This is a genomic window from Microbacterium wangchenii (genome assembly GCF_004564355.1).
GTDB lineage: Bacteria > Actinomycetota > Actinomycetes > Actinomycetales > Microbacteriaceae > Microbacterium > Microbacterium wangchenii.
Genome location: NZ_CP038266.1, coordinates 1472616 through 1491213, shown reverse-complemented (window position 1 = coordinate 1491213; position 18598 = coordinate 1472616). Strand labels below are relative to the sequence as shown.

At 71.4% G+C, this 18598-nt stretch carries 16 protein-coding genes; 3 read left to right on the top strand and 13 right to left on the bottom strand.

Translation table 11 applies throughout. The annotated features are described in order from the left end of the window. Positions 1–2: 2 nt before the first annotated feature. From murC to E4K62_RS06975, 11 genes are all read right to left on the bottom strand, one after another. Entirely contained in the window at positions 3–1412 is a 1410-nt protein-coding gene (murC, locus tag E4K62_RS07025; RefSeq protein ID WP_135065384.1) for a UDP-N-acetylmuramate--L-alanine ligase, read from the bottom strand. 232 nt (positions 1413–1644) lie between these two features. Beyond that, positions 1645–2724 carry a UDP-N-acetylglucosamine--N-acetylmuramyl-(pentapeptide) pyrophosphoryl-undecaprenol N-acetylglucosamine transferase gene (locus E4K62_RS07020; RefSeq protein ID WP_135065381.1) on the bottom strand — a complete coding sequence of 360 codons (1080 nt, stop codon included), beginning with the start codon at positions 2722–2724 and terminating at the stop codon, positions 1645–1647. 46 nt (positions 2725–2770) lie between these two features. After that, a complete protein-coding gene (ftsW, locus tag E4K62_RS07015; protein ID WP_135065378.1) occupies positions 2771–3970 on the bottom strand; it encodes a putative lipid II flippase FtsW in 1200 nt (399 codons plus the stop codon). Continuing rightward, positions 3933–5486, bottom strand: a complete 1554-nt coding sequence (murD, locus tag E4K62_RS07010) for a UDP-N-acetylmuramoyl-L-alanine--D-glutamate ligase (protein ID WP_187270365.1) — start codon at positions 5484–5486, stop codon at positions 3933–3935. The genes ftsW and murD overlap by 38 nt, the downstream gene beginning before the upstream one ends. Next, positions 5483–6586 (bottom strand): phospho-N-acetylmuramoyl-pentapeptide-transferase, encoded by a 1104-nt coding sequence (mraY, locus tag E4K62_RS07005; RefSeq protein ID WP_135065372.1) that lies wholly within the window; start codon positions 6584–6586, stop codon positions 5483–5485. Before mraY ends, murD begins: the two co-directional genes overlap by 4 nt. Further along, complete coding sequence (locus E4K62_RS07000; protein WP_135065369.1) at positions 6583–7995, bottom strand: UDP-N-acetylmuramoyl-tripeptide--D-alanyl-D-alanine ligase; 1413 nt, start codon at positions 7993–7995, stop codon at positions 6583–6585. Before E4K62_RS07000 ends, mraY begins: the two co-directional genes overlap by 4 nt. An 18-nt stretch (positions 7996–8013) precedes the next feature. Next, the gene (locus E4K62_RS06995; RefSeq protein WP_135065367.1) at positions 8014–9798 is read right to left on the bottom strand and encodes a peptidoglycan D,D-transpeptidase FtsI family protein; all 1785 of its coding nucleotides are present in this window, start codon (positions 9796–9798) and stop codon (positions 8014–8016) included. 5 nt (positions 9799–9803) lie between these two features. Further along, positions 9804–10391 carry a cell division protein FtsL gene (gene ftsL / locus E4K62_RS06990; protein WP_135065364.1) on the bottom strand — a complete coding sequence of 196 codons (588 nt, stop codon included), beginning with the start codon at positions 10389–10391 and terminating at the stop codon, positions 9804–9806. Next, a complete protein-coding gene (gene rsmH / locus E4K62_RS06985) occupies positions 10388–11341 on the bottom strand; it encodes a 16S rRNA (cytosine(1402)-N(4))-methyltransferase RsmH (RefSeq protein ID WP_187270364.1) in 954 nt (317 codons plus the stop codon). Before rsmH ends, ftsL begins: the two co-directional genes overlap by 4 nt. 98 nt (positions 11342–11439) lie before the next feature. Beyond that, positions 11440–11871, bottom strand: a complete 432-nt coding sequence (gene mraZ, locus E4K62_RS06980; RefSeq protein ID WP_135065358.1) for a division/cell wall cluster transcriptional repressor MraZ — start codon at positions 11869–11871, stop codon at positions 11440–11442. A gap of 192 nt (positions 11872–12063) precedes the next feature. After that, a complete protein-coding gene (locus E4K62_RS06975; protein ID WP_135065355.1) occupies positions 12064–12441 on the bottom strand; it encodes a DUF3040 domain-containing protein in 378 nt (125 codons plus the stop codon). 64 nt (positions 12442–12505) lie between these two features. Between E4K62_RS06975 and E4K62_RS06970 the strand changes: the two genes are divergently transcribed. Then, positions 12506–13597 carry a polyprenyl synthetase family protein gene (locus tag E4K62_RS06970; protein WP_135065352.1) on the top strand — a complete coding sequence of 364 codons (1092 nt, stop codon included), beginning with the start codon at positions 12506–12508 and terminating at the stop codon, positions 13595–13597. A 16-nt stretch (positions 13598–13613) separates the two neighbouring features. On the opposite strand, the gene E4K62_RS06965 is transcribed toward E4K62_RS06970, so the two are convergent. After that, complete coding sequence (locus tag E4K62_RS06965) at positions 13614–13955, bottom strand: Rv2175c family DNA-binding protein (RefSeq protein ID WP_135065349.1); 342 nt, start codon at positions 13953–13955, stop codon at positions 13614–13616. Positions 13956–14117: 162 nt separating this feature from the next. On the opposite strand from E4K62_RS06965, the gene E4K62_RS06960 reads away from it, so the two are divergent. Together E4K62_RS06960 and pknB are read left to right on the top strand one after the other, a co-directional pair. Continuing rightward, positions 14118–15116 (top strand): LysM peptidoglycan-binding domain-containing protein, encoded by a 999-nt coding sequence (locus tag E4K62_RS06960; protein ID WP_135065347.1) that lies wholly within the window; start codon positions 14118–14120, stop codon positions 15114–15116. A gap of 80 nt (positions 15117–15196) precedes the next feature. Next, entirely contained in the window at positions 15197–17128 is a 1932-nt protein-coding gene (gene pknB / locus E4K62_RS06955; RefSeq protein WP_135065344.1) for a Stk1 family PASTA domain-containing Ser/Thr kinase, read from the top strand. Between the two features lie 131 nt (positions 17129–17259). Here the strand turns inward: pknB and E4K62_RS06950 are convergent, their stop codons facing one another. Further along, on the bottom strand, positions 17260–18597 hold the full coding sequence (locus tag E4K62_RS06950) for a class II 3-deoxy-7-phosphoheptulonate synthase (RefSeq protein WP_135065341.1): 1338 nt from the start codon (positions 18595–18597) through the stop codon (positions 17260–17262). Between the last annotated feature and the right edge of the window lies 1 nt (position 18598).

The following is an 18598-nucleotide window of genomic DNA, read 5'->3' as shown; positions in this document are numbered from 1 at the left end:
GGTCATCCCGCGGCGTTCTCGTCGGTGCGCGCGAGGGCCTCGAGCACCTGGGGGATGATGAGGTTCACGTTGCCGCAGCCGAGCGTGATGACGTAGTCACCCTGCCGTGCGACGGCGGCGGTGTAGTCGGCCGCCTCCTGCCAGTCCGCCACGAAGTGCACGCGGCGGGGGTCGGTGAACGCCTCGCTGACGAGGGCGCCGGTGACGCCGGGAACCGGATCCTCCCGCGCGCCGTAGACGTCCAGCACGACGGTGTGGTCGGCGTGGGATTCGAGCACCTCGGCGAACTCCCGGTACATCGCCTGCGTGCGCGAGTACGTGTGCGGCTGGTGCAGCGCGATGATGCGCCCGTCCCCCACGACGGTGCGGGCAGCCGCCAGCGCCGCGGCGACCTCGGTGGGATGGTGCGCGTAATCGTCGTACACGCTGACGCCGCGGCGCACGTCGTGCAGCTCGAACCGGCGGGCCGTGCCGCCGAACCCGGACACCGCGTCGGCGGCGGCGGCGAGGTCGTGGCCGAGGGCGAGCAGAACCGCCACCGCGCCCGCGGCGTTGATCGCGTTGTGGGCGCCGGGCACCTGGAGCCGGACGGGGACCGAGGTGCCGCCGGCGGTCAGGGTGAAGGACACCGGCCCCTCGGTGCGGAGGTCTTCCACGCGCACGTCGGCGGCGGCATCCTGCCCGAACGTCACGACATGGCGGTGGGTGAGACGCTCGCGCACGCGCTGCGCGCCGGCGTCGTCGGCGGAGATCACGACGGCCTCGCGCGCCCCGTCCGCGAAGCGGGCGAACGCCGCGTCGAACGCGTCGAACGAGCCGTAGTGGTCGAGGTGGTCGGGGTCGACGTTCGTGATGAGGGCGATGGAGGTGTCGTAGAGGAGGAACGTGCCGTCGGATTCGTCGGCCTCGATGACGACGACGTCGTCGGAGCCGGTCGCGCTGGAGACGCCATACTCGGCGATGACGCCGCCGTTGACGAAGGTCGGATCCTCACCCAGTCCGCGCAGGGCCGTGACGATCATGCCGGTGGACGTGGTCTTCCCGTGCGCTCCGGCGACGGCCACCAGCCGTCGCCCGCCGATCAGCCAGTGCAGGGCCTGGGACCGGTGGATGACGGCGAGGCCGCGCTGCTTCGCGGTGACGAACTCGGGGTTCTCCGGCCAGATGGCGCCCGTGTGCACGACGGTGTCGGCGTCGCCGAGGTGGGCGGCATCGTGCCCCACGTGCACCGTCGCCCCCCGGGCCGCCAGATCGCGCAGCGCCGGGCTGTCCGCGCGATCCGAACCGGACACGCGGATGCCGCGGTCCAGGAACATGCGCGCGAGCCCCGACATGCCGGAGCCGCCGATTCCGATGAAGTGGGCGGCCTCGATGTGCTCGGGGATGGGCAGGCTCAGGTCGGGGCGAATCATGACCCGATCATCCTAGGTCGGCGCACCTGGGCGTCCGCTCCGGCGCGCGGGGCGGCCGTGGCGCGGCCGCGGCGTCTGCCGAGGCGCTGGCCCGCGGCCATCCGCCGTCCGCACGCTTGCCGGAATCAGGAGAATCGCCGGAATCAGGACGGATCAGGGCCCAAACGTCCTGATTCCGGCCGTTCTCCTGACTTCGGCGGCGGTGACGCGGCCGACGCCGACGCCGGCGGGGTCAGCGGCGGCGCGCGAGGGCCTCGTCGATCAGGCCGATGACGTTCTGCGTACCGGTGCGCGTGCCCACCGAGGCCGCGGCATCCCGCATCGCCTGCAGGGCGCCGGCGTCCTGCAGGAGCGGGACCACCTCGGCGCGCACGCGCTCGGGGGTGAGTTCGGCGTCGGGGATGATGCGGGCAGCACCTGCGCGCACCGCCGACGCCGCATTGAGGCGCTGCTCGCCGTTGCCGACGGCGTAGGGGACGTACACCGCGGGGATCCCCAGCGCGCTGACCTCGCTCACCGTCGCCGCCCCCGAACGGGAGACGATCGCGTCGGCGAGGGCGTAGGCCAGGTCCATCCGGTCGACGTAGCGGACGACTGCGTAGCCGGGCACGCCGGGGTCGGGCAGGTCCGACCGGTCGCCGGTGACGTGCAGCAGCTGCCATCCGGCCTCCAGCACGTCCTGCCACGAGGCGCCGAACGCCGCGTTGAGGCGCTCGGCCCCGAGCGAGCCGCCGAAGACGAGGAGCGTCGGACGCGCCGCGTCGAGACCGAAGTGCTCGGCGGCGGCGGAGCGGGATGCGGCGGCATCCAGGTCGACGATCTCCTGTCGCAGGGGCATCCCGACCACGCGGGCCCCGCGCAGCGGCGTGCCCGCGAAGGCGACGCCCACCGCGGCGGCACCGCGTGCGCCGAGCACGTTCGCCAGGCCCGGCTTGGCGTTGGCCTCGTGCACGACGACCGGCACGCCCGCGCGGCGGGCGGCGACGTAGGCGGGGGCCGAGGCGTAGCCGCCGAAGCCGGTGACCACGTCCACGCCGCGGTCGCGGATGTGGGCGCGCACCTGCGCGATGGCGCGGCGGAAGCGGGTGGGGAAGGTCGCGGCGGCGCGGTCGGGGCGGCGCGGGAACGGGACCTTGTCGACGAAGAGCAGCTCGTATCCGCGCAGCGGGACGAGCCGGGCCTCCAGGCCCTCGCGCGTGCCGAGGACGTACACGGCGGCGTCGGGATCGCGCTCGCGCAGGCCGTCGGCCACCGCCAGCAGCGGGTTGACGTGGCCGGCCGTGCCGCCGCCGGCGAGGAGGTAGGTGGTCACCATCCGACCCTAACGGCCGCCGCCTGAGCGTTCCCGCAGGGCGCGGTCAGCGCTGGCGGACGGGGAGCGTGCGGGCGAAGGACAGCAGCACTCCGCACGCCAGGAGCACGGAGAGCAGGCTCGTGCCGCCCTGCGACATGAACGGCAGCGGGACACCGAGCACGGGGAAGACCCGCAGCACGACGCCGATGTTGATGAGCGCCTGCCCCACGATCCAGATCGTGATGGCACCGGAGACGATGCGCACGAACGGGTCGTCGGTCTTGCGGATGATGTGGAAGGCCCCCACGGCGAACAGCGCGAACAGGCCCAGCACGACGGCACAGCCGATGAGCCCGAGCTCCTCCCCCACGATCGCGAAGATGTAGTCGTTCGCGGCGGCGGGGAGCCAGTCGTACTTCTCCTTGGAGTTGCCCAACCCCAGCCCGAAGATGCCGCCGGACGCCAGGCCCCACACCGCGTGCAGCGACTGATAGCACGTGTCGTAGTAGCAGTCGACGGTGTCGGGGTTGAGGAAGCTGAAGATGCGCGCACGGCGGTTCTCGCTGCTGAGCGCGAGGGTCAGCACGGCACCCACGGCCAGGATCGCCGGCAGGATGAAGATCCGCAGGCGAACGCCGGAGAAGAACAGCGCCGCCAGCACCACGAGGAACAGGATCATGGCGGTGCCGAGGTCGCGGCCGGCGAGGACCGTGGCGATCACGAGCGCGCCGACCGGGACGACGGGGATGAACACGTGCGCCCAGGAGCGCAGGAGGGTGCGCTTGCGGTACAGCACCGCGCCCATCCACAGTGCCAGGGCGATCTTGAGGAACTCCGCCGGCTGGAACTGGATGCCGCCGAGGGAGACCCAGTTGCGGTTTCCGTACGACTCCACGCCGAGGCCGGGCACGAAGACCAGGAGCTGGAACGCGGTCGCACCGATGAGGGCGAGCCACGCGACCTTGCGCCAGAAGCTCACCGGGAACCGGCTCGCGACGAACATCAGCGGGATGCCGAGGACGGCGAAGATCCCCTGCTTGATGACGTGCTCGAACGGGTCCTGCGCCCCGCCGAGGGCGGAGGTGGCCGAGAGCACCATCACGAGGCCGAAGCCGGTCAGGAGCAGCGCGGTGGAGGCGATGAGGAGGAACTCGCTCGGCACCGGCGTGAACACGCGGCCGAGCGAGACGCGTGCGGCCAGTCCGCGGCGCGAGGGCCCCTCGGGGTCAGGCGCCTGGGTCGGGGGCGGTGTCGTCGTGGTCACGTGCACCCCCCTCTCCTGCGCTGATGCGTTCCCTCACCGCGTCGGCGAAGCGCCGGCCGCGGTCGGCGTAGGACGAGAACTGGTCGAAGGACGCCGCCGCCGGTGCCAGCAGCACCACGTCTCCGTCGCGGGCGATGTCCAGCGCCAGGTCGACGACCCGTGCCATGACGTTCTCAGTCTCTGCGGCGTCGACCTCGAAGACGGGGACTTCGGGGGCGTGTCGCGCGAACGCCCCCACCACCTCTGTGCGGTCGGCTCCGATGACGATCGCCGCCTTCGCGCCGCCCCCTCGGCCCGCCACGAGGGGGGCGATGTCCACGCCCTTGAGCATGCCGCCGACGATCCACAGCGCGCCGGGATAGGCGGCGAGGGAGGATGCCGCGGCGTGCGGGTTCGTGGCCTTGGAGTCGTCGATCCACGTGACACCCTCGTGCACGGCGACGACCTCGATGCGGTGCGGGTCCAGGGCGAACGACCGCAGCGCCGCGCGGATCGCCGCCGGCTCGACGTCGCGCGAGCGGGCCAGGGCGCTGGCGGCGAGGATATTGGAGACGATGTGCGGAGCGCCGAGCCCCTCGGCGGCGAGCTCGGACACCGTCGTCAGCTCGAGGGCCGACGAGCGCCGCTCGGCCAGGAACGCGCGGTCCACGAGGATGCCGTCGACGACGCCGAGGTCGCTGGGGCCGGGGACGCCCAGGTCGAACCCGATCGCGCGGGCCCCCTCGACCACATCGGCGTCCTCGACCATCTCGCGCGTGGCGACGTCGGCCTTGTTATAGACGCAGGCCACGCGCGTGTTGCGGTACACGACCGCTTTCGCGTCGCGGTAGGCCTGGAAGGAACCGTGCCACTCCAGGTGGTCGTCGGCGAGGTTCAGGCACACGGCGGCATACGGCGACAGCGGGTCGGGGCCCGCCACGTCGGCCAGCCCGAGGTACCACAGCTGGTGGCTGGAGAGTTCGACCACGAGCACGTCGAAGCCGCCGGGGTCGCGCACGGCGTCGAGCACCGGCACCCCGATGTTGCCCACCGGTGCGGCGCGCAGGCCCCCGGCCACGAGCATGGAGGCGGTCAGGCGCGTCGTCGTGGTCTTGCCGTTGGTGCCGGTGATCAGCATCCAGTCCGCGGGAGATCCGTCCGGGCGCAGCACCTTGTCGCGCACGCGCCACGCCAGTTCGATGTCGCCCCACAGCGGCGTGCCGCGCTCCTGCGTCCACGCGATGACCGGATGCTGCGGCGCGAAGCCGGGCGAGGCGATCACGACCTCGGGGTCGAACGTCGCGAGCTCCTCCGGCACCTCCTGCAGCGGACCGGTCCACAACCGCGCACCGATGACCGGCAGCAGCCGCGCGTACTCCTCGTCGGCCGATTCGGTGAAGACGTACACGTCCGCGCCGAGCTCGGCGAGGGTGTCGGCGACGGAGAAGCCGGTCGTCGACAGCCCGAGCACGGCGACCCGCAGTCCGCGCCAGTCGGCGTGCCAGCTGGTCAGGGTGTCCACGCGTGCGGTGCTCATGCGCGGGAGAGCCATTCGACGTAGAAGAATCCGACGCCCGAGACCGCCAGCATCCCGGCGATGATCCACATCCGCACGACGATCGTGACCTCCGACCATCCGCGCATCTCGAGGTGATGGTGGAGCGGACTCATGAGGAACAGCCGTTTGCCGCGCGTGATCTTGAAGTACGCCCGCTGCAGGATGACCGAGCCGGACGCGATGACGTACACGCCGGCGACGAGGACGAGGAGCAGTTCCGTGCGGGTGAGGATCGCCATGGCGGCGATGACGCCGCCGATGGCCATCGATCCGCAGTCGCCCATGAAGACCTTCGCCTTGGGCGCGTTCCACCAGAGGAAGCCCACGAGCGCGCCGACGAACGCGGCGGAGACGATCGCGAGATCGAACGGGTCACGGGTGTTGTAGCACGCCGGCTGCACGGCCTCGGCGACGTTGGTGCACACCTGCTGCACCTGCCAGAAGGCGATGAGGCTGTACGCGCCGGTGACGAAGATGCCCGAGCCTGCGGCCAGGCCGTCCAGCCCGTCGGTGACGTTGACGGAGTTGGATGCGGCCACCCCGATGAAGGAGACCCACGCGAGGTACAGCAGCCAGCCCAGGATCGGGCCGAGCGCGAACAGCGACAGCAGCGGGATGTCGCGGAAGACCGAGATGTACTCCGACGCCGGGGTCTGGTTGACGCGGTTGGGGAAGTTCAGCGCGACGATGCCGAACGGGATCGTCACGATCACCTGGCCGACGATCTTGCGCCAGCCCGAGAGCCCGAGACTGCGCTGGCTGCGCACCTTCATGAAGTCGTCGATGAAGCCCACGGTGCCGAATCCGACCATCATCCAGATCACGAGCCAGCCGGAGATGGTGGGCGGATTGTTGCCGGTGAACGTCCCGACGAGATAGCCGACGATCGTGCCGACGATGAAGATCGTCCCGCCCATCGTGGGGGTGCCGCGCTTGGCGGCGTGCGAGGGGTTGTGGATGTCTTCGGGGGTGCGGATGACCTGACCCCAGCCCCACTTGCGGAACAGCCGCAGGAAGACGGGCGTGAGGAAGAGAGTGAAGGCCAGCGAGATCGCGGCTGCCGTCAGGAGGGATCTCACGAGAACGATTCTCCCAGACGATCGCCGAGGAACCTCAGGCCGGCGGAGTTGGACGACTTCACCAGGACGCGGTCACCGTCGCGGAGCTCGGTCAGGAGGTAGGCGTGCGCGGCGTCGGCGTCGGGGAAGAACACCGCCTCACCGTCCCACGAGCCCTGCGACACGGCCTCCAGGAACATGCGCCGCGCCTCGGCGCCGACGACGACGATGCGCTGGATGCCCAGGCGCACCGCGAGCAGGCCGATGCGGTCGTGCTCCTCGCCCGCGTACTCCCCCAGTTCGCTCATGGCGCCCAGCACCGCGACGGTGCGCTCGCCGGGCCGTGTGATCTGCGCGAGGGTGCGCAGGGCCGCGGCCATCGAGTCGGGGCTGGCGTTGTAGGCGTCGTTGAGGATGCGGACCCGCTCCGACCCCAGCGGCTGCATGCGCCACCGCTCGGCGATCTCCAGGGTCTCCAGGCGCGCCACGGCGTCGCGGGCGTCGACACCCAGCGCGGTGGCGGCGGCGATGGCGGCGAGGGCGTTCATGATGTGGTGCTCGCCGAGCACCTGCAGGTGCAGGGGCATCGCCTCCCCGTCGACCTCGAGGTCGGCGCGCGTGCCCGCTGCCGTCACCTCGACGTCGGTGGCCCGCACGTGCGCGCTGGGCCCGCGGCCGAACCAGCGCACCGAGACGTCGCGCTCGGCGGCGAGTGGCGCCATGGCGCTCACACGCGGATCGTCGGCGTTGAGCACGGCCAGCCCGCCGGGGCGGAGGGCGCGGACGAGCTCTGACTTGGCGGCGAAGGTCGCCTCGATGCCGCCGAATCCGCCGGCGTGCGCCATCCCGACCATCAGCACGACGCCCACATCGGGCGTGACGAGTCCGGCCAGCCGTGCGATCTCGCCGGGGCCGCTCGCGCCGAACTCGCTCACGAGGAAACGGGTGTCCTCGCGCACGCGCAGCATGGTCAGCGGTGCGCCCACGGAGTTGTTGAACGACGCGCGCGGTGCGACCGTCTCGCCTTCGCCCTCGAGGATGCGGGCGAGCATGTTCTTCGTCGTGGTCTTGCCGTTGGACCCGGTGATCCCGACGATCCGCAGGTGGCCGCGTTCGCGCACGCGTGCGACGACCTCCCGCGCGAGATCGGCGAGGGCGCCGACGGCGTCGGGCACGACGATCTGGGTGATCGCGTCGTCGACGGGGCGTTCCACGAGCGCCACGGCGGCGCCGCGCTGCAGCGCGGCATCCACGAAGCGATGGCCGTCCGTGGTCTCCCCCGGCTTGGCGACGAAGATGCCGCCGGGTTCGATCAGGCGCGAGTCGGTGTCGACGGCGCCGGACACCACCGTGTCGGGGGTGTCGGAGCCACTGAGGCGGAGGTCGCCGCGGACGGCGTCGGTGAGCTGGGTGAGGGTGAAGGGGATCATGAGTGTGGGGGCCGCGCGTCAGCCGAACTTGGGCAGCTCGGGAGTGGCGGAGCCGGAGGGCATGACGCGGTAGGTCTTCAAGACCTGCGTCATCGCCTTCTGGAACGCCGGCGCGTTGGCCGCAGACGATTTTACCGTCGCCGGCTCGTCCAGCGTGACCGCGACGACGAACTTCGGGTCGTCGGCCGGCGCGTAGCCGATCATCGTCGTGAAGTAGGCGCCGGCCTTGTACCCGCCCGCGCCGTCGGATTTCTCGCCCGTTCCGGTCTTGATGGCGACGCGGTATCCGGGGATCTCCACCTGCTTGGCGAGCGTGCCCTGCGTCGCGACGTTCTCGAGCATGAGCGACACCTCGTCGGCGGCCTTCTCGCTCACGACCTGCTGACCGGTGGCGTCGGGGACGTCGGTGACCGTGCCGTCGGGGCGCGTGCAGCCCTCGACGAGCGACAGCGGCATCCGGGTGCCGTCATTGGCGAGGGTCTGGTAGGCGCCCACCAGCTGCGGGACCGTCGTGGTCAGGCCCTGCCCGAAGTTGACGTTGTAGAACGTCTGGTTGTCCCACTGGTCGATGGGGCGCAGCACACCGGGTTCCTCACCCTGGAAGTCGATGGGCGTGTCGACGCCGACGCCGAAGCGCTGCAGGTAGTCGTAGCGGGTCTGTGCGCTCACGGTGTCGCCGAACTTGGAGATGCCGACGTTGGAGGAGTCGACGAGCACGCCGGTGAGGGTGTAGTTGTTCACCGGGTGCACGAAGGGGTCGCGGACCCGCGCACCGTTGGGGAACGACTCCTTCCAATCGGCCGTGACGGTGGAACCGGGGTTCGCGCCGCCGGCGTCGATGGCGATCGCCGCCGTGAGCGCCTTGAAGGTGGAGCCGGGCTCGAACGTGTTCGTGAAGATGCGGCTGCCGCGATCGTCCGGATGCGACCCGTCGACGTTGTTCGGGTCGACGGTGGGGTACTCCGCCATGCCGCGAACCTTGCCCGTCTCCACCTCCACGACCGTGATCGTGGCCGATTTCGCGCCCGTGTTCTGCGCCTGCTCGGCCGCGAGCTGCTGGAGGTACCACTGCAGGTCGCGGTTGATCGTGAGCTGCAGCGTCCCGCCGTCCACGGCCGGGTCTTCCACCGCGGTGCCGGGGATCGTGACGCCGTCCTTGCCGCGCTGGAACAGGAGCTTGCCGTCCGTCGCGGTCAGGCAGTCGTCCTCTGCCTGCTCGATGCCCGCCAGCGGTTTGCCGTCGGTGCCCACGAAGCCCACGAGGTTTCCGCCGACGGCGCCGTCGGGGTACATGCGCGAGGGGTGCTGGTCGAAGTAGAGGAACGGGATGCCGAGCGCGACGAGGCTGCGGTACTGCTCCGTGGTGAGGCCACGTTTGAGGAGCGCGTACTGCGAATCGGGGTCGTTCGCCTTCGCGTCCTCGACGACCTGCTGCACCTCCTGGGGCGTCTGACCGGTGATGGCGGCGATCTCCGCCGCCAGTTCCGGCCAGCTCACCTCGATGCGTTCACCGTCGGGTCCCTCGCGGCGGATCCCGTTGACGTTCGAGGGGTCCAGCTGGGCGTCGTACAGCAGGATGCTGCCGGCCAGGGTCGCGCCCTGCTCGTCGACGATCGTGCCGCGGGTTCCGTACAGCGTGCGCTCGGCGGCGAAACCCAGTGAGAGCGAGTCCTCGATGTGCTCGCCGGCGTTGACGACCTGGATGTCGACGAGGCGCACGACGAAACCGACCAGCACGGCCAGGACCACCGCGAGGGCGACCACCGTGCGACGGCGCGGGCTTCTCGTGCTGCGGGTCGTCATGGCGCCTATCGTGTCGCGGGAGTGGGCAGGCCGTCGGTGATCGGCGGGGGTGTCGTCGATCCGGTCTCCCCGGCCGCCTCATCCGCCGCATCGGGGACGAGGGGGACGCCCTTGATCGTGGCGTCCGGCGCGGTGACCAGCGGCGTGTCGGTGATGAGGGCGTTGGGGACGGCGCCGCGGTTGATGGCGTCGACCGCCGACGCGTCGGCGGCGGCGGAACCGGTGCCGATGATCGCCCCGTCGCTCAGCCGCAGGTACGACGGCGACTCGTTGATGACCATGCCCAGCGCCGCGGCGTTCGCGGCGAGGTACTGGGGCGAACCCAGGCCCGCGACGTCGTCGTAGAGGATCTGCTTCTCGTAGGTGAGGTCGCGCTGCTGCTGCGTCAGGGCGGCGACTTCGTACGTCCCCTGGGTGGTCAGGATCGACAGGCCCATCTGGGCGAGCGCGATCGCGACGGCACCGGCGACGGCGATGACGCCGTAGGCGAGCTTGGGGCGCTTGTGCCGCGCGGGTGCTTCGACGACGTGCAGGCGCCGCGCCGGCGTCTCGGCCGGGCGGCGCAGCGGCAGGGCATGGGCGAGATCGGTCATGCCGCCTCCCGGATCCGTTCGGCCGCGCGCAGGCGCACGGGGGTGGCACGTGGATTGCGGGCGCGCTCCTCGTCGGAGGCGAGTTCGGCGCCCTTGACCAGCAGGCGGAACCGCGGGGCGTGCTCGGGGAGCTCGACGGGCAGGCCTGCGGGAGAAGTGGAGGCGGTGGCCTCGGCGAGGAGCCGCTTGACGAAGCGGTCCTCCAGCGACTGGTAGGACAGCACGACGATGCGCCCGCCGAGGTTCAGCAGGTCCAGCGCCGCCGGCAGCGCCCGCTCGAGAGCGGCCAGTTCGCCGTTGACCTCGATGCGCAGGGCCTGGAAGACGCGCTTGGCGGGGTGCCCGGCGTTCAGGAGCGCGGCGGGGGTGGCGGCGGAGAGGATCTCCACCAGGCGCCCCGAGCGGACGATGGGCTCCTGCGCACGGGCGGCCAGGATGGCGCGCGCGTAGCGGCCGGCGAGCTTCTCCTCGCCGTAGCGCTCGAAGATGCGACGCAGGTCGCCTTCGCCGTAAGTGGCCAGGACGTCGGCGGCGGTCATCCCCGCGCTCTGATCCATGCGCATGTCCAGCGGGGCATCCTTCGCATACGCGAAACCGCGGTCGGCGACATCCAGTTGCAGCGAGGAGACGCCGAGGTCGAACAGGATCCCATCCACGCGGCGAACACCGGCCGAGGCGACGGCCTCCGCGATGCCGTCGTACACGGTGTGCACGAGGGTCACGCGGTCGCCGAAGGCGGCGAGGCGCTCCCCCGCGATGCGCAGGGCGTCGGTGTCGCGGTCCAGGCCGATCAGGCGCGCATGCGGGAACCGCTTCAAAAAGGCCTCGGAGTGGCCGCCCATGCCCAGCGTCGCGTCGACGAACACCGCGCCGGGCCGCTCGAGGGCGGGGGCGAGCAGCTCGACGCAGCGCTCGAGCAGAACCGGGGTGTGGATGTCGCGGGAGTCCATGATGCGGGGGCTTCGGCCCGGGGCTCTGATCCCCATCCGCGTCGACCTGGCGCCGGGGAAGTGCGTCAGGGCGAGCGGCTGGGAATCACAGCCGGGGGTCAGAACAAGCCCGGGATCACCTCCTGCTCCATCTCGGCGTACGTCTCTTCGTTGCTCTCGGCGTAGGCGTTCCACGCGTCGGCGTTCCAGATCTCCGCGTGCGCTCCCACGCCGGTGACGACGAGGTCGCGCTCGAGTCCCGCGTACGCACGGAGCGCGGGCGGGAGGGTGATGCGGTTCTGGCTGTCGGGCTTCTCGGCGCTGGCTCCCGACAGGAACATGCGCAGGAAGTCCCGCGCCTGCTTGTTGCTCAGTGGTGCTTCCCGGATGCGCTCGTGCACCCGTTCGAACTCCGCCGTGGAGAACACGTACAGGCAGCGTTCCTGCCCACGCGTGACCACCACGCCCGCGCCGAGGTCGTCGCGGAACTTCGCCGGGAGGATGACGCGGCCCTTGTCGTCGAGCTTGGGGGTGTGCGTGCCGAGCAGCATCCGTGCACCCCCTCCGTCCCGGCCCTGCGAAGTACCACCACTTTACTCCACTGTCCTCCACTTGGCTATCACTTGGCGCGAGATACCGGGCTTCGCGACGCCTCGGCCGCCACGAGGGCACAAAAAAAGCACCGACTCCGCAGAGTCGGTGCTTCGTGTCGTCCCGGGCGTTTCGCCCGGGTCAGCGGCGGGTCAGTTCCCGTCCTGCCGCCGGTCCCAGCGATCGTTCATGCGATCCATGAACGACGCGCCGCGGCTCGGGGCGGCGGCCTGGGGGCGGGAAGTGGAGGGACGTGCCGGGCTCGCCCCGCGCATGGGGGTCACGGCGAGGATGACGCCGCCCAGCATGACGGCGAATCCCACGACGCCCAGGATGACGCCCAGGGTGTTCATGCCCACGGTCACGCCGAAGATCAGACCGCCCAGTCCGACGAGGACGAGGATCGTGCCGTAGACGATATTGCGGTAGCTCAGAGCGTGTCCGGGCGCGGTGACGACATCGGCGTCGTTGCGCATGAGATGGCGTTCCATCTCATCCAGCAGACGCTGCTCCTGTTCGGAGAGTGGCATGGAACCCCCTCGGATGCTTCTTGGCGACAATTCTACGCGTGCGGTCAATCACTAGGCTAGGGCCGTGTCACCCTCCCCGGAGTCCATCGAGGCTGTTTCCCAGCGACTGAACACCTTCCTCACCATCCGACGGAGCGAGGCCGGTGAGCTCGGGGCCGAAGCCGGACTGCTGGCGGACACCGCCGCCGACGCGCTGGAGGGCGGCAAGCGGCTGCGAGCCCGCTTCTGCCTGACCGGATGGCGCGCGGTCGCCTCCCCCCGCGCCGGCTCCCCCACCCCCGACGATGCGGTCGGCGCAGCCGCCGCGCTGGAGATCTTCCACGCCGCCGCGCTCGTGCACGACGACCTGATCGACAACTCCGACACGCGCCGCGGCCGCCCGGCCGCGCATCGCCGGCTCGAGGCAGACCACCGCCGCCGCGGCTGGCACGGCGACGCCACGGCCTTCGGCCGCTCCGGCGCGGTCCTGCTGGGCGATCTGCTCGTGGCGTGGAGTGACGACCTGCTGGAGGAGGCGATCGCCGCGACGGCGGTCGACCGTGCAGTGGCGACGCGAGCGGCGTACGCGCGGATGCGGCGCGACGTCACCGTCGGCCAGTTCCTCGACGTCGCCGAGGAGTCCGCCTTCTCGACGCAGCCCGACGCCGAGCACGCCGAGCGGGCACTGCGGATCGCGTCGCTGAAGTCGGCGCGGTACAGCATCCAGCAGCCCCTGCTGATCGGCGCAGCCTTGGCCGGCGCCGATGCAGCCCAGGAGGAGGCGCTGTCCGCCTTCGGCCACCCCGTGGGGATGGCCTTCCAGCTGCGCGACGACGTCCTGGGGGTCTTCGGCGACGCATCCGTCACCGGCAAGCCCTCCGGCGACGACCTGCGCGAGGGGAAGCGGACGGTCCTGGTGGCCTTCGCACGCGAGGAGCTGCCCACGGGCGCCCGCCGCGTGTTCGATGAGCTGATCGGCGATCCCACCCTCGACGAGGAGCAGATCGCCTCGCTGCAGCGGACGATCCGTGACACCGGCGCGCTGCAGCGCACGGAGGAGCTCATCTCCTCCTACGCCCTCGAAGCCGACCGGGCGCTCTCGGGCGCGCGGCTGGACAACGCCGCCGTCGGGGAACTGCGCGACCTGGCGCGGGCTGCCACGACGCGCACGTCCTGACTCCGCGGGCCGCGCCTCACGCGAGGGTCTGAGCGACCCGCCGCACCTCGCTCTTGCGGCCCGCGCGCAGCGCCTCCAGCGGAGCGACGCCGATCGTGTCGTCGGGCGTGAGCAGCCAGTCGATGGCCTCGTCGTCGGTGAAGCCGGCGTCATGCAGCACGATCACGGTGCCGCGCAGGGACGACAGTGGACGGTCGTCGACGAGGAACAGCGCGGGTACGGCGAGCGGCCCGTTCCGGCGCGACCCGATCAGGTGGGAATCGTCCAGGAGGCGTCGCACGCGTCCGAGCGGCTCACCCAGCACCTCGACGAGTTCGGGAAGGGTCAGCCAGGTGGTTTCGAGGGGAGTGCCTGTCACGCTTTCACTATCTCACCTCCGCCGGGTCGCCGGCACGGCGATCCTCGGCCGCGCCGGCGGCGCTATCTCTCACTATTCACATCCGTCACAGCCTTCACTCTGGTTGACACCCGCACCGGATCCGTGACAGCGTGACGGAAACCGAGAACGGAGCATCCCCCCATGCGACCCTCAGGGCGAACCCCCCGCGCCCGCTCGCTGGTTTCCGGCCTGCCCTTGGCACTCGCCGGATCCATCGCGCTGGCCCTCACTGCTGAATCCGCGCACGCCGCACCGGCACCCGCAGACCACACCGACGCCGTGCCCGAGAGACGCGATGCCGCCGGCGGCAAAGTCGTGGCCCACCGCGCCGCGCTGGCACTGGCCGCACCGGCCGACCACGTCGTCGTGGCCGGTGGCACCGTGAGCACGATCGCCGCGCGCTACGGCCTGCGCACCCCCGACGTGCTCGCCGCCAACGGGCTGGACTGGTCCTCCGTCATCTACCCCGGGCAGGTGCTGCGCCTGGCCGCCCCCGCCCCCGCCGCCGCGGCTGCACCCGCCCCGTCCCCGGTGGCCGTGCTGCACACCGTGCAGGCCGGCGACACCGTCAGCGCGATCGCGCGCGGCAACGGCGTCAGCACGCAGGCCGTGCTCGACGCCAACGGCCTCACGCGGGAGTCCATCATCTACCCGGGCCAGACCCTGGCGATCCCCGCCCCCGTCCTCTCGGCAGCGCCCGCCGCCGCCGCCTCCCCCGCGCCGGCGGCCGACGGACTCGATGCCGAGCAGATCGCGAACGCGCAGCTGATCATCGCCATCGGGCGCGAGCTCGGCGTCTCCGAGCGCGGCATCGCCATCGCGCTGGGCACCGCCATGCAGGAGTCGTGGCTGCGCAACCTCGACTGGGGCGATCGCGACTCGCTCGGCTTGTTCCAGCAGCGGCCCAGCACCGGATGGGGCACGGCGGAGGAGATCCGCGACCCCGCACGATCCACGCGGGCGTTCTTCGGCGGTGCCGCCGACCCCAACGGCACGCTCACGCGCGGCCTGCTCGACATCCCCGGGTGGGAGGGCATGTCGTATACCGACGCCGCGCAGGCGGTGCAGATCTCCGCATTCCCCGAGCGGTATGCACAGTGGGAGCAGCCGGCGTACGCGTGGCTCGCGGCGCTGGGGTGAGCGGGAATCGTCAGGGAACAGCTGTGTAACGGGGTGAGCCGCTCCCAGGCCTTGCCGGGCCCGCTCCGTAGACTCTCTCCGTGAGTACGAGCCAGGCCGACCCGCTGATCGGACGTCTCGTCGACGGCCGATACCGGGTTCGCGCGCGGATCGCGCGCGGCGGCATGGCGACCGTGTACGTCGCGACCGACCTGCGCCTGGAGCGTCGCGTCGCACTCAAGGTCATGCACGGGCACCTCAGCGACGACGCGGTGTTCCAGAGCCGCTTCATCCAGGAGGCTCGTGCAGCGGCGCGCCTGGCCGATCCGCACGTGGTCAACGTGTTCGACCAGGGCCAGGACGGCGACATGGCGTACCTCGTCATGGAGTACCTGCCCGGCATCACGCTGCGCGAGCTTCTGCGCGAGCACCGCCGGCTCACCGTCCCCCAGACCATCACGATCATGGATGCGATCCTCTCGGGCCTCGCCGCCGCCCACCGCGCGGGGATCGTGCACCGCGACGTCAAACCCGAGAACGTGCTGCTGGCCGAGGACGGCCGCATCAAGATCGGCGACTTCGGGCTCGCACGGGCCACGACCGCGAACACCGCGTCGGGCCAGATGCTGCTCGGCACGATCGCCTATCTCGCCCCCGAGCTGGTCACACGGGGCACCGCCGACGCCCGCAGCGACATCTACGCCCTGGGCATCATGCTCTACGAGATGCTCACGGGCGAGCAGCCGTACAAGGGCGAGCAGCCCATGCAGATCGCGTTCCAGCACGCCACCGATTCGGTGCCGCGCCCGAGCGTGAAGAACCCGGGCGTGCCCGAGCAGCTGGACGAGCTCGTGCTGTGGGCCACCGAGAAGGTGCCGGATGAACGGCCTCTCGATGCCGGCGCGATGCTGGATCGCCTGCGGGAAATCGAACGCGACCTCGGCGTGGCCCCGCAGGTGGCGCGCGCCGTCGCGGTGGGCACCGCCACCGCCGACGACGTGACCGACTCCGCCGAGCTGACCAAGGTGCTGCCCCCCAGTGTCGTCACCGCACCGGCGCCGCCGGAGGAGTCGGACAACGGCGCGCGGCTGCGGGCGCGCACCAGGCGCCGCGCCGCCAAGGGCGGCTGGCTCTTCGCCCTCGTGCTGCTGATGGCGGGCCTGGCCGGCGGTGCCGGCTGGTGGTTCGGATCGGGGCCGGGATCCATGGTCGTGGTGGCCGACGTGACCGGGGGCACCTTCCCCGAGGCACAGGCCCGGCTGCTGCAGGACACCCTCATCTCCGCCGAGGAGGGGATCTACAACCTCGACATCGCCGCCGGCACGGTCGTCGGCACCGACCCTGAGCCGGGGACGCGGGTGGATCGCGAGACCACCGTCACGGTGCTCGTCTCGCTCGGGCCGCGCCCGCAGCAGGTCGAACCCCTCGCGGGGATGTCGGCCGAGCAGGCCCGCGGCATCCTCACCGGCATCAACCTCCTCGTCACCGACCCCGATGCGCAGGAGTTCACCGACGCGCCCGCCGGCTCGGTCCTGGGCGCGACCCTCACGCCGCGCGCGGGCGGCGACCCCGCCGACTGCACGCAGGGATGCGCCGCGCTCGAGGGCGACACGGTGTCGCTGCTCGTATCGCTCGGCCCCATCCCCGACGTGACCGGCGACAGCGTCGACCGTGCCACCGCGCGCCTCTCCGACGCCGGCCTGCAGGTCTCCGGCGACCGGGCGTCGGAGTACAGCAATTCCATCGCGGAGGGCGATGTCATCGGCATCCTCGCCCGCGACGGCGGAGGCAACTGGCGCCCGGGCGATACCGTCCAGCTGCTCGTGTCGGAGGGGCCGCGCCCCATCCAGGTTCCCGACGTCGTCGGCCGCACGGTGTCCGAGGCGTTCGACATCCTCCGCGACGCCGGCTTCGAGCCCGGCACGGCCCTCCCCGAGCTCGTGTGGGGCCTGTTCACGGTGAGCCGCACGGATCCCGCCGCCGGCACGTCGCACCGCCCCGGCACGTCCGTCCGGATCTTCGCCACCGGCTGACCCCGGTCCCCCACCTCACCCCCGCGAGACTGCACGCCACCGGCGAGACCGCGACATTATGCCGCTGTCTCGCCGGTGGGCTGCAGTCTCGCGGATCGCGCGCGGGCCGAGGGGCGCGGGGCGCGCGCGGGTCAGAGCTGCTCGAGCTCCTCGGCGACGAGGAAGGCCAGCTCGAGGGACTGCATGTGATTCAGGCGCGGATCGCACAGGGACTCGTAGCGCGTCGCGAGGGTGGCCTCGTCGATCATCTCCGAGCCGCCCAGGCACTCCGTCACGTCGTCGCCCGTGAGCTCGACGTGGATGCCGCCGGGGAACGTGCCCACCGCACGGTGCGCCTCGAAGAAGCCGCGGACCTCGTCCACGACGTCGTCGAACCGCCGCGTCTTGTAGCCGTTCTCCGACGTGATGCCGTTGCCGTGCATGGGGTCGGTCACCCACAGCGGCGTGGCGCCGGAGTCCTTCACCGCCTCAAGCAGCGGGGGCAGCGCGTCGCGGATCTTGCCCGCACCCATGCGCGTGATGAAGGTGAGGCGGCCGGGCTCGCGCTCGGGGTCGAGCTTGTCGATGAGGGCCAGCGCGGTCTCGGGCGTCGTGCTCGGACCGAGCTTCACGCCGATGGGATTGCGGATGCGGGAGAAGTAGTCCACGTGCGCACCGTCGAGGTCGCGCGTGCGCTCCCCGATCCACACGAAGTGCGCCGAGGTGTTGTACGGCGTGCCCGTGCGCGAGTCGATGCGCGTCATGGGCCGCTCGTAGTCCATCAGCAGGCCCTCGTGGCCGGTGTAGAACTCCACGCGCCGCAGCTCGTCGAAGTCGGCGCCCGCCGCCTCCATGAAGTTGATGGCGCGGTCGATCTCGGCCGCGAGGCGCTCGTACCGCTGGTTGGCCGGGTTGGAGGCGAAGCCCTTGTTCCAGCTGTGCACCTCGCGGAGGTCGGCGAAACCACCCTGCGTGAACGCGCGGATGAGGTTCAGCGTCGACGCGGCGGTGTGGTAGCCCTTCAGCAGCCGCGCGGGGTCGGGCTTGCGCGACTCCTCGGTGAAGTCGTAGCCGTTGACGATGTCGCCGCGGTACGCCGGCAGCGTCACGTCGCCGCGGGTCTCGGTGTCGCTGGAGCGCGGCTTGGCGAACTGCCCGGCCATGCGGCCCATCTTCACGATCGGCATCGAGGCGCCGTAGGTGAGCACGACGGCCATCTGCAGCACGGTCTTGACCCGGTTGCGGATCTGCTCGGCGGTCGCCCCCGCGAAGGTCTCGGCGCAGTCGCCGCCCTGCAGCAGGAACGCACGCCCTGACGCCGCGCGCGCCAGGCGCTCGCGCAGCGTGTCCACCTCACCGGCGAACACCAGCGGGGGCAGCGTCGCGATCTCGGCGGATGTCGCGGCCACCGCATCGGCGTCATACCACTGCGGCTGCTGCTTGATGGGCAGTGTCCGCCAATGATCGAGACCGTCGAGGTGCTGAAGCATC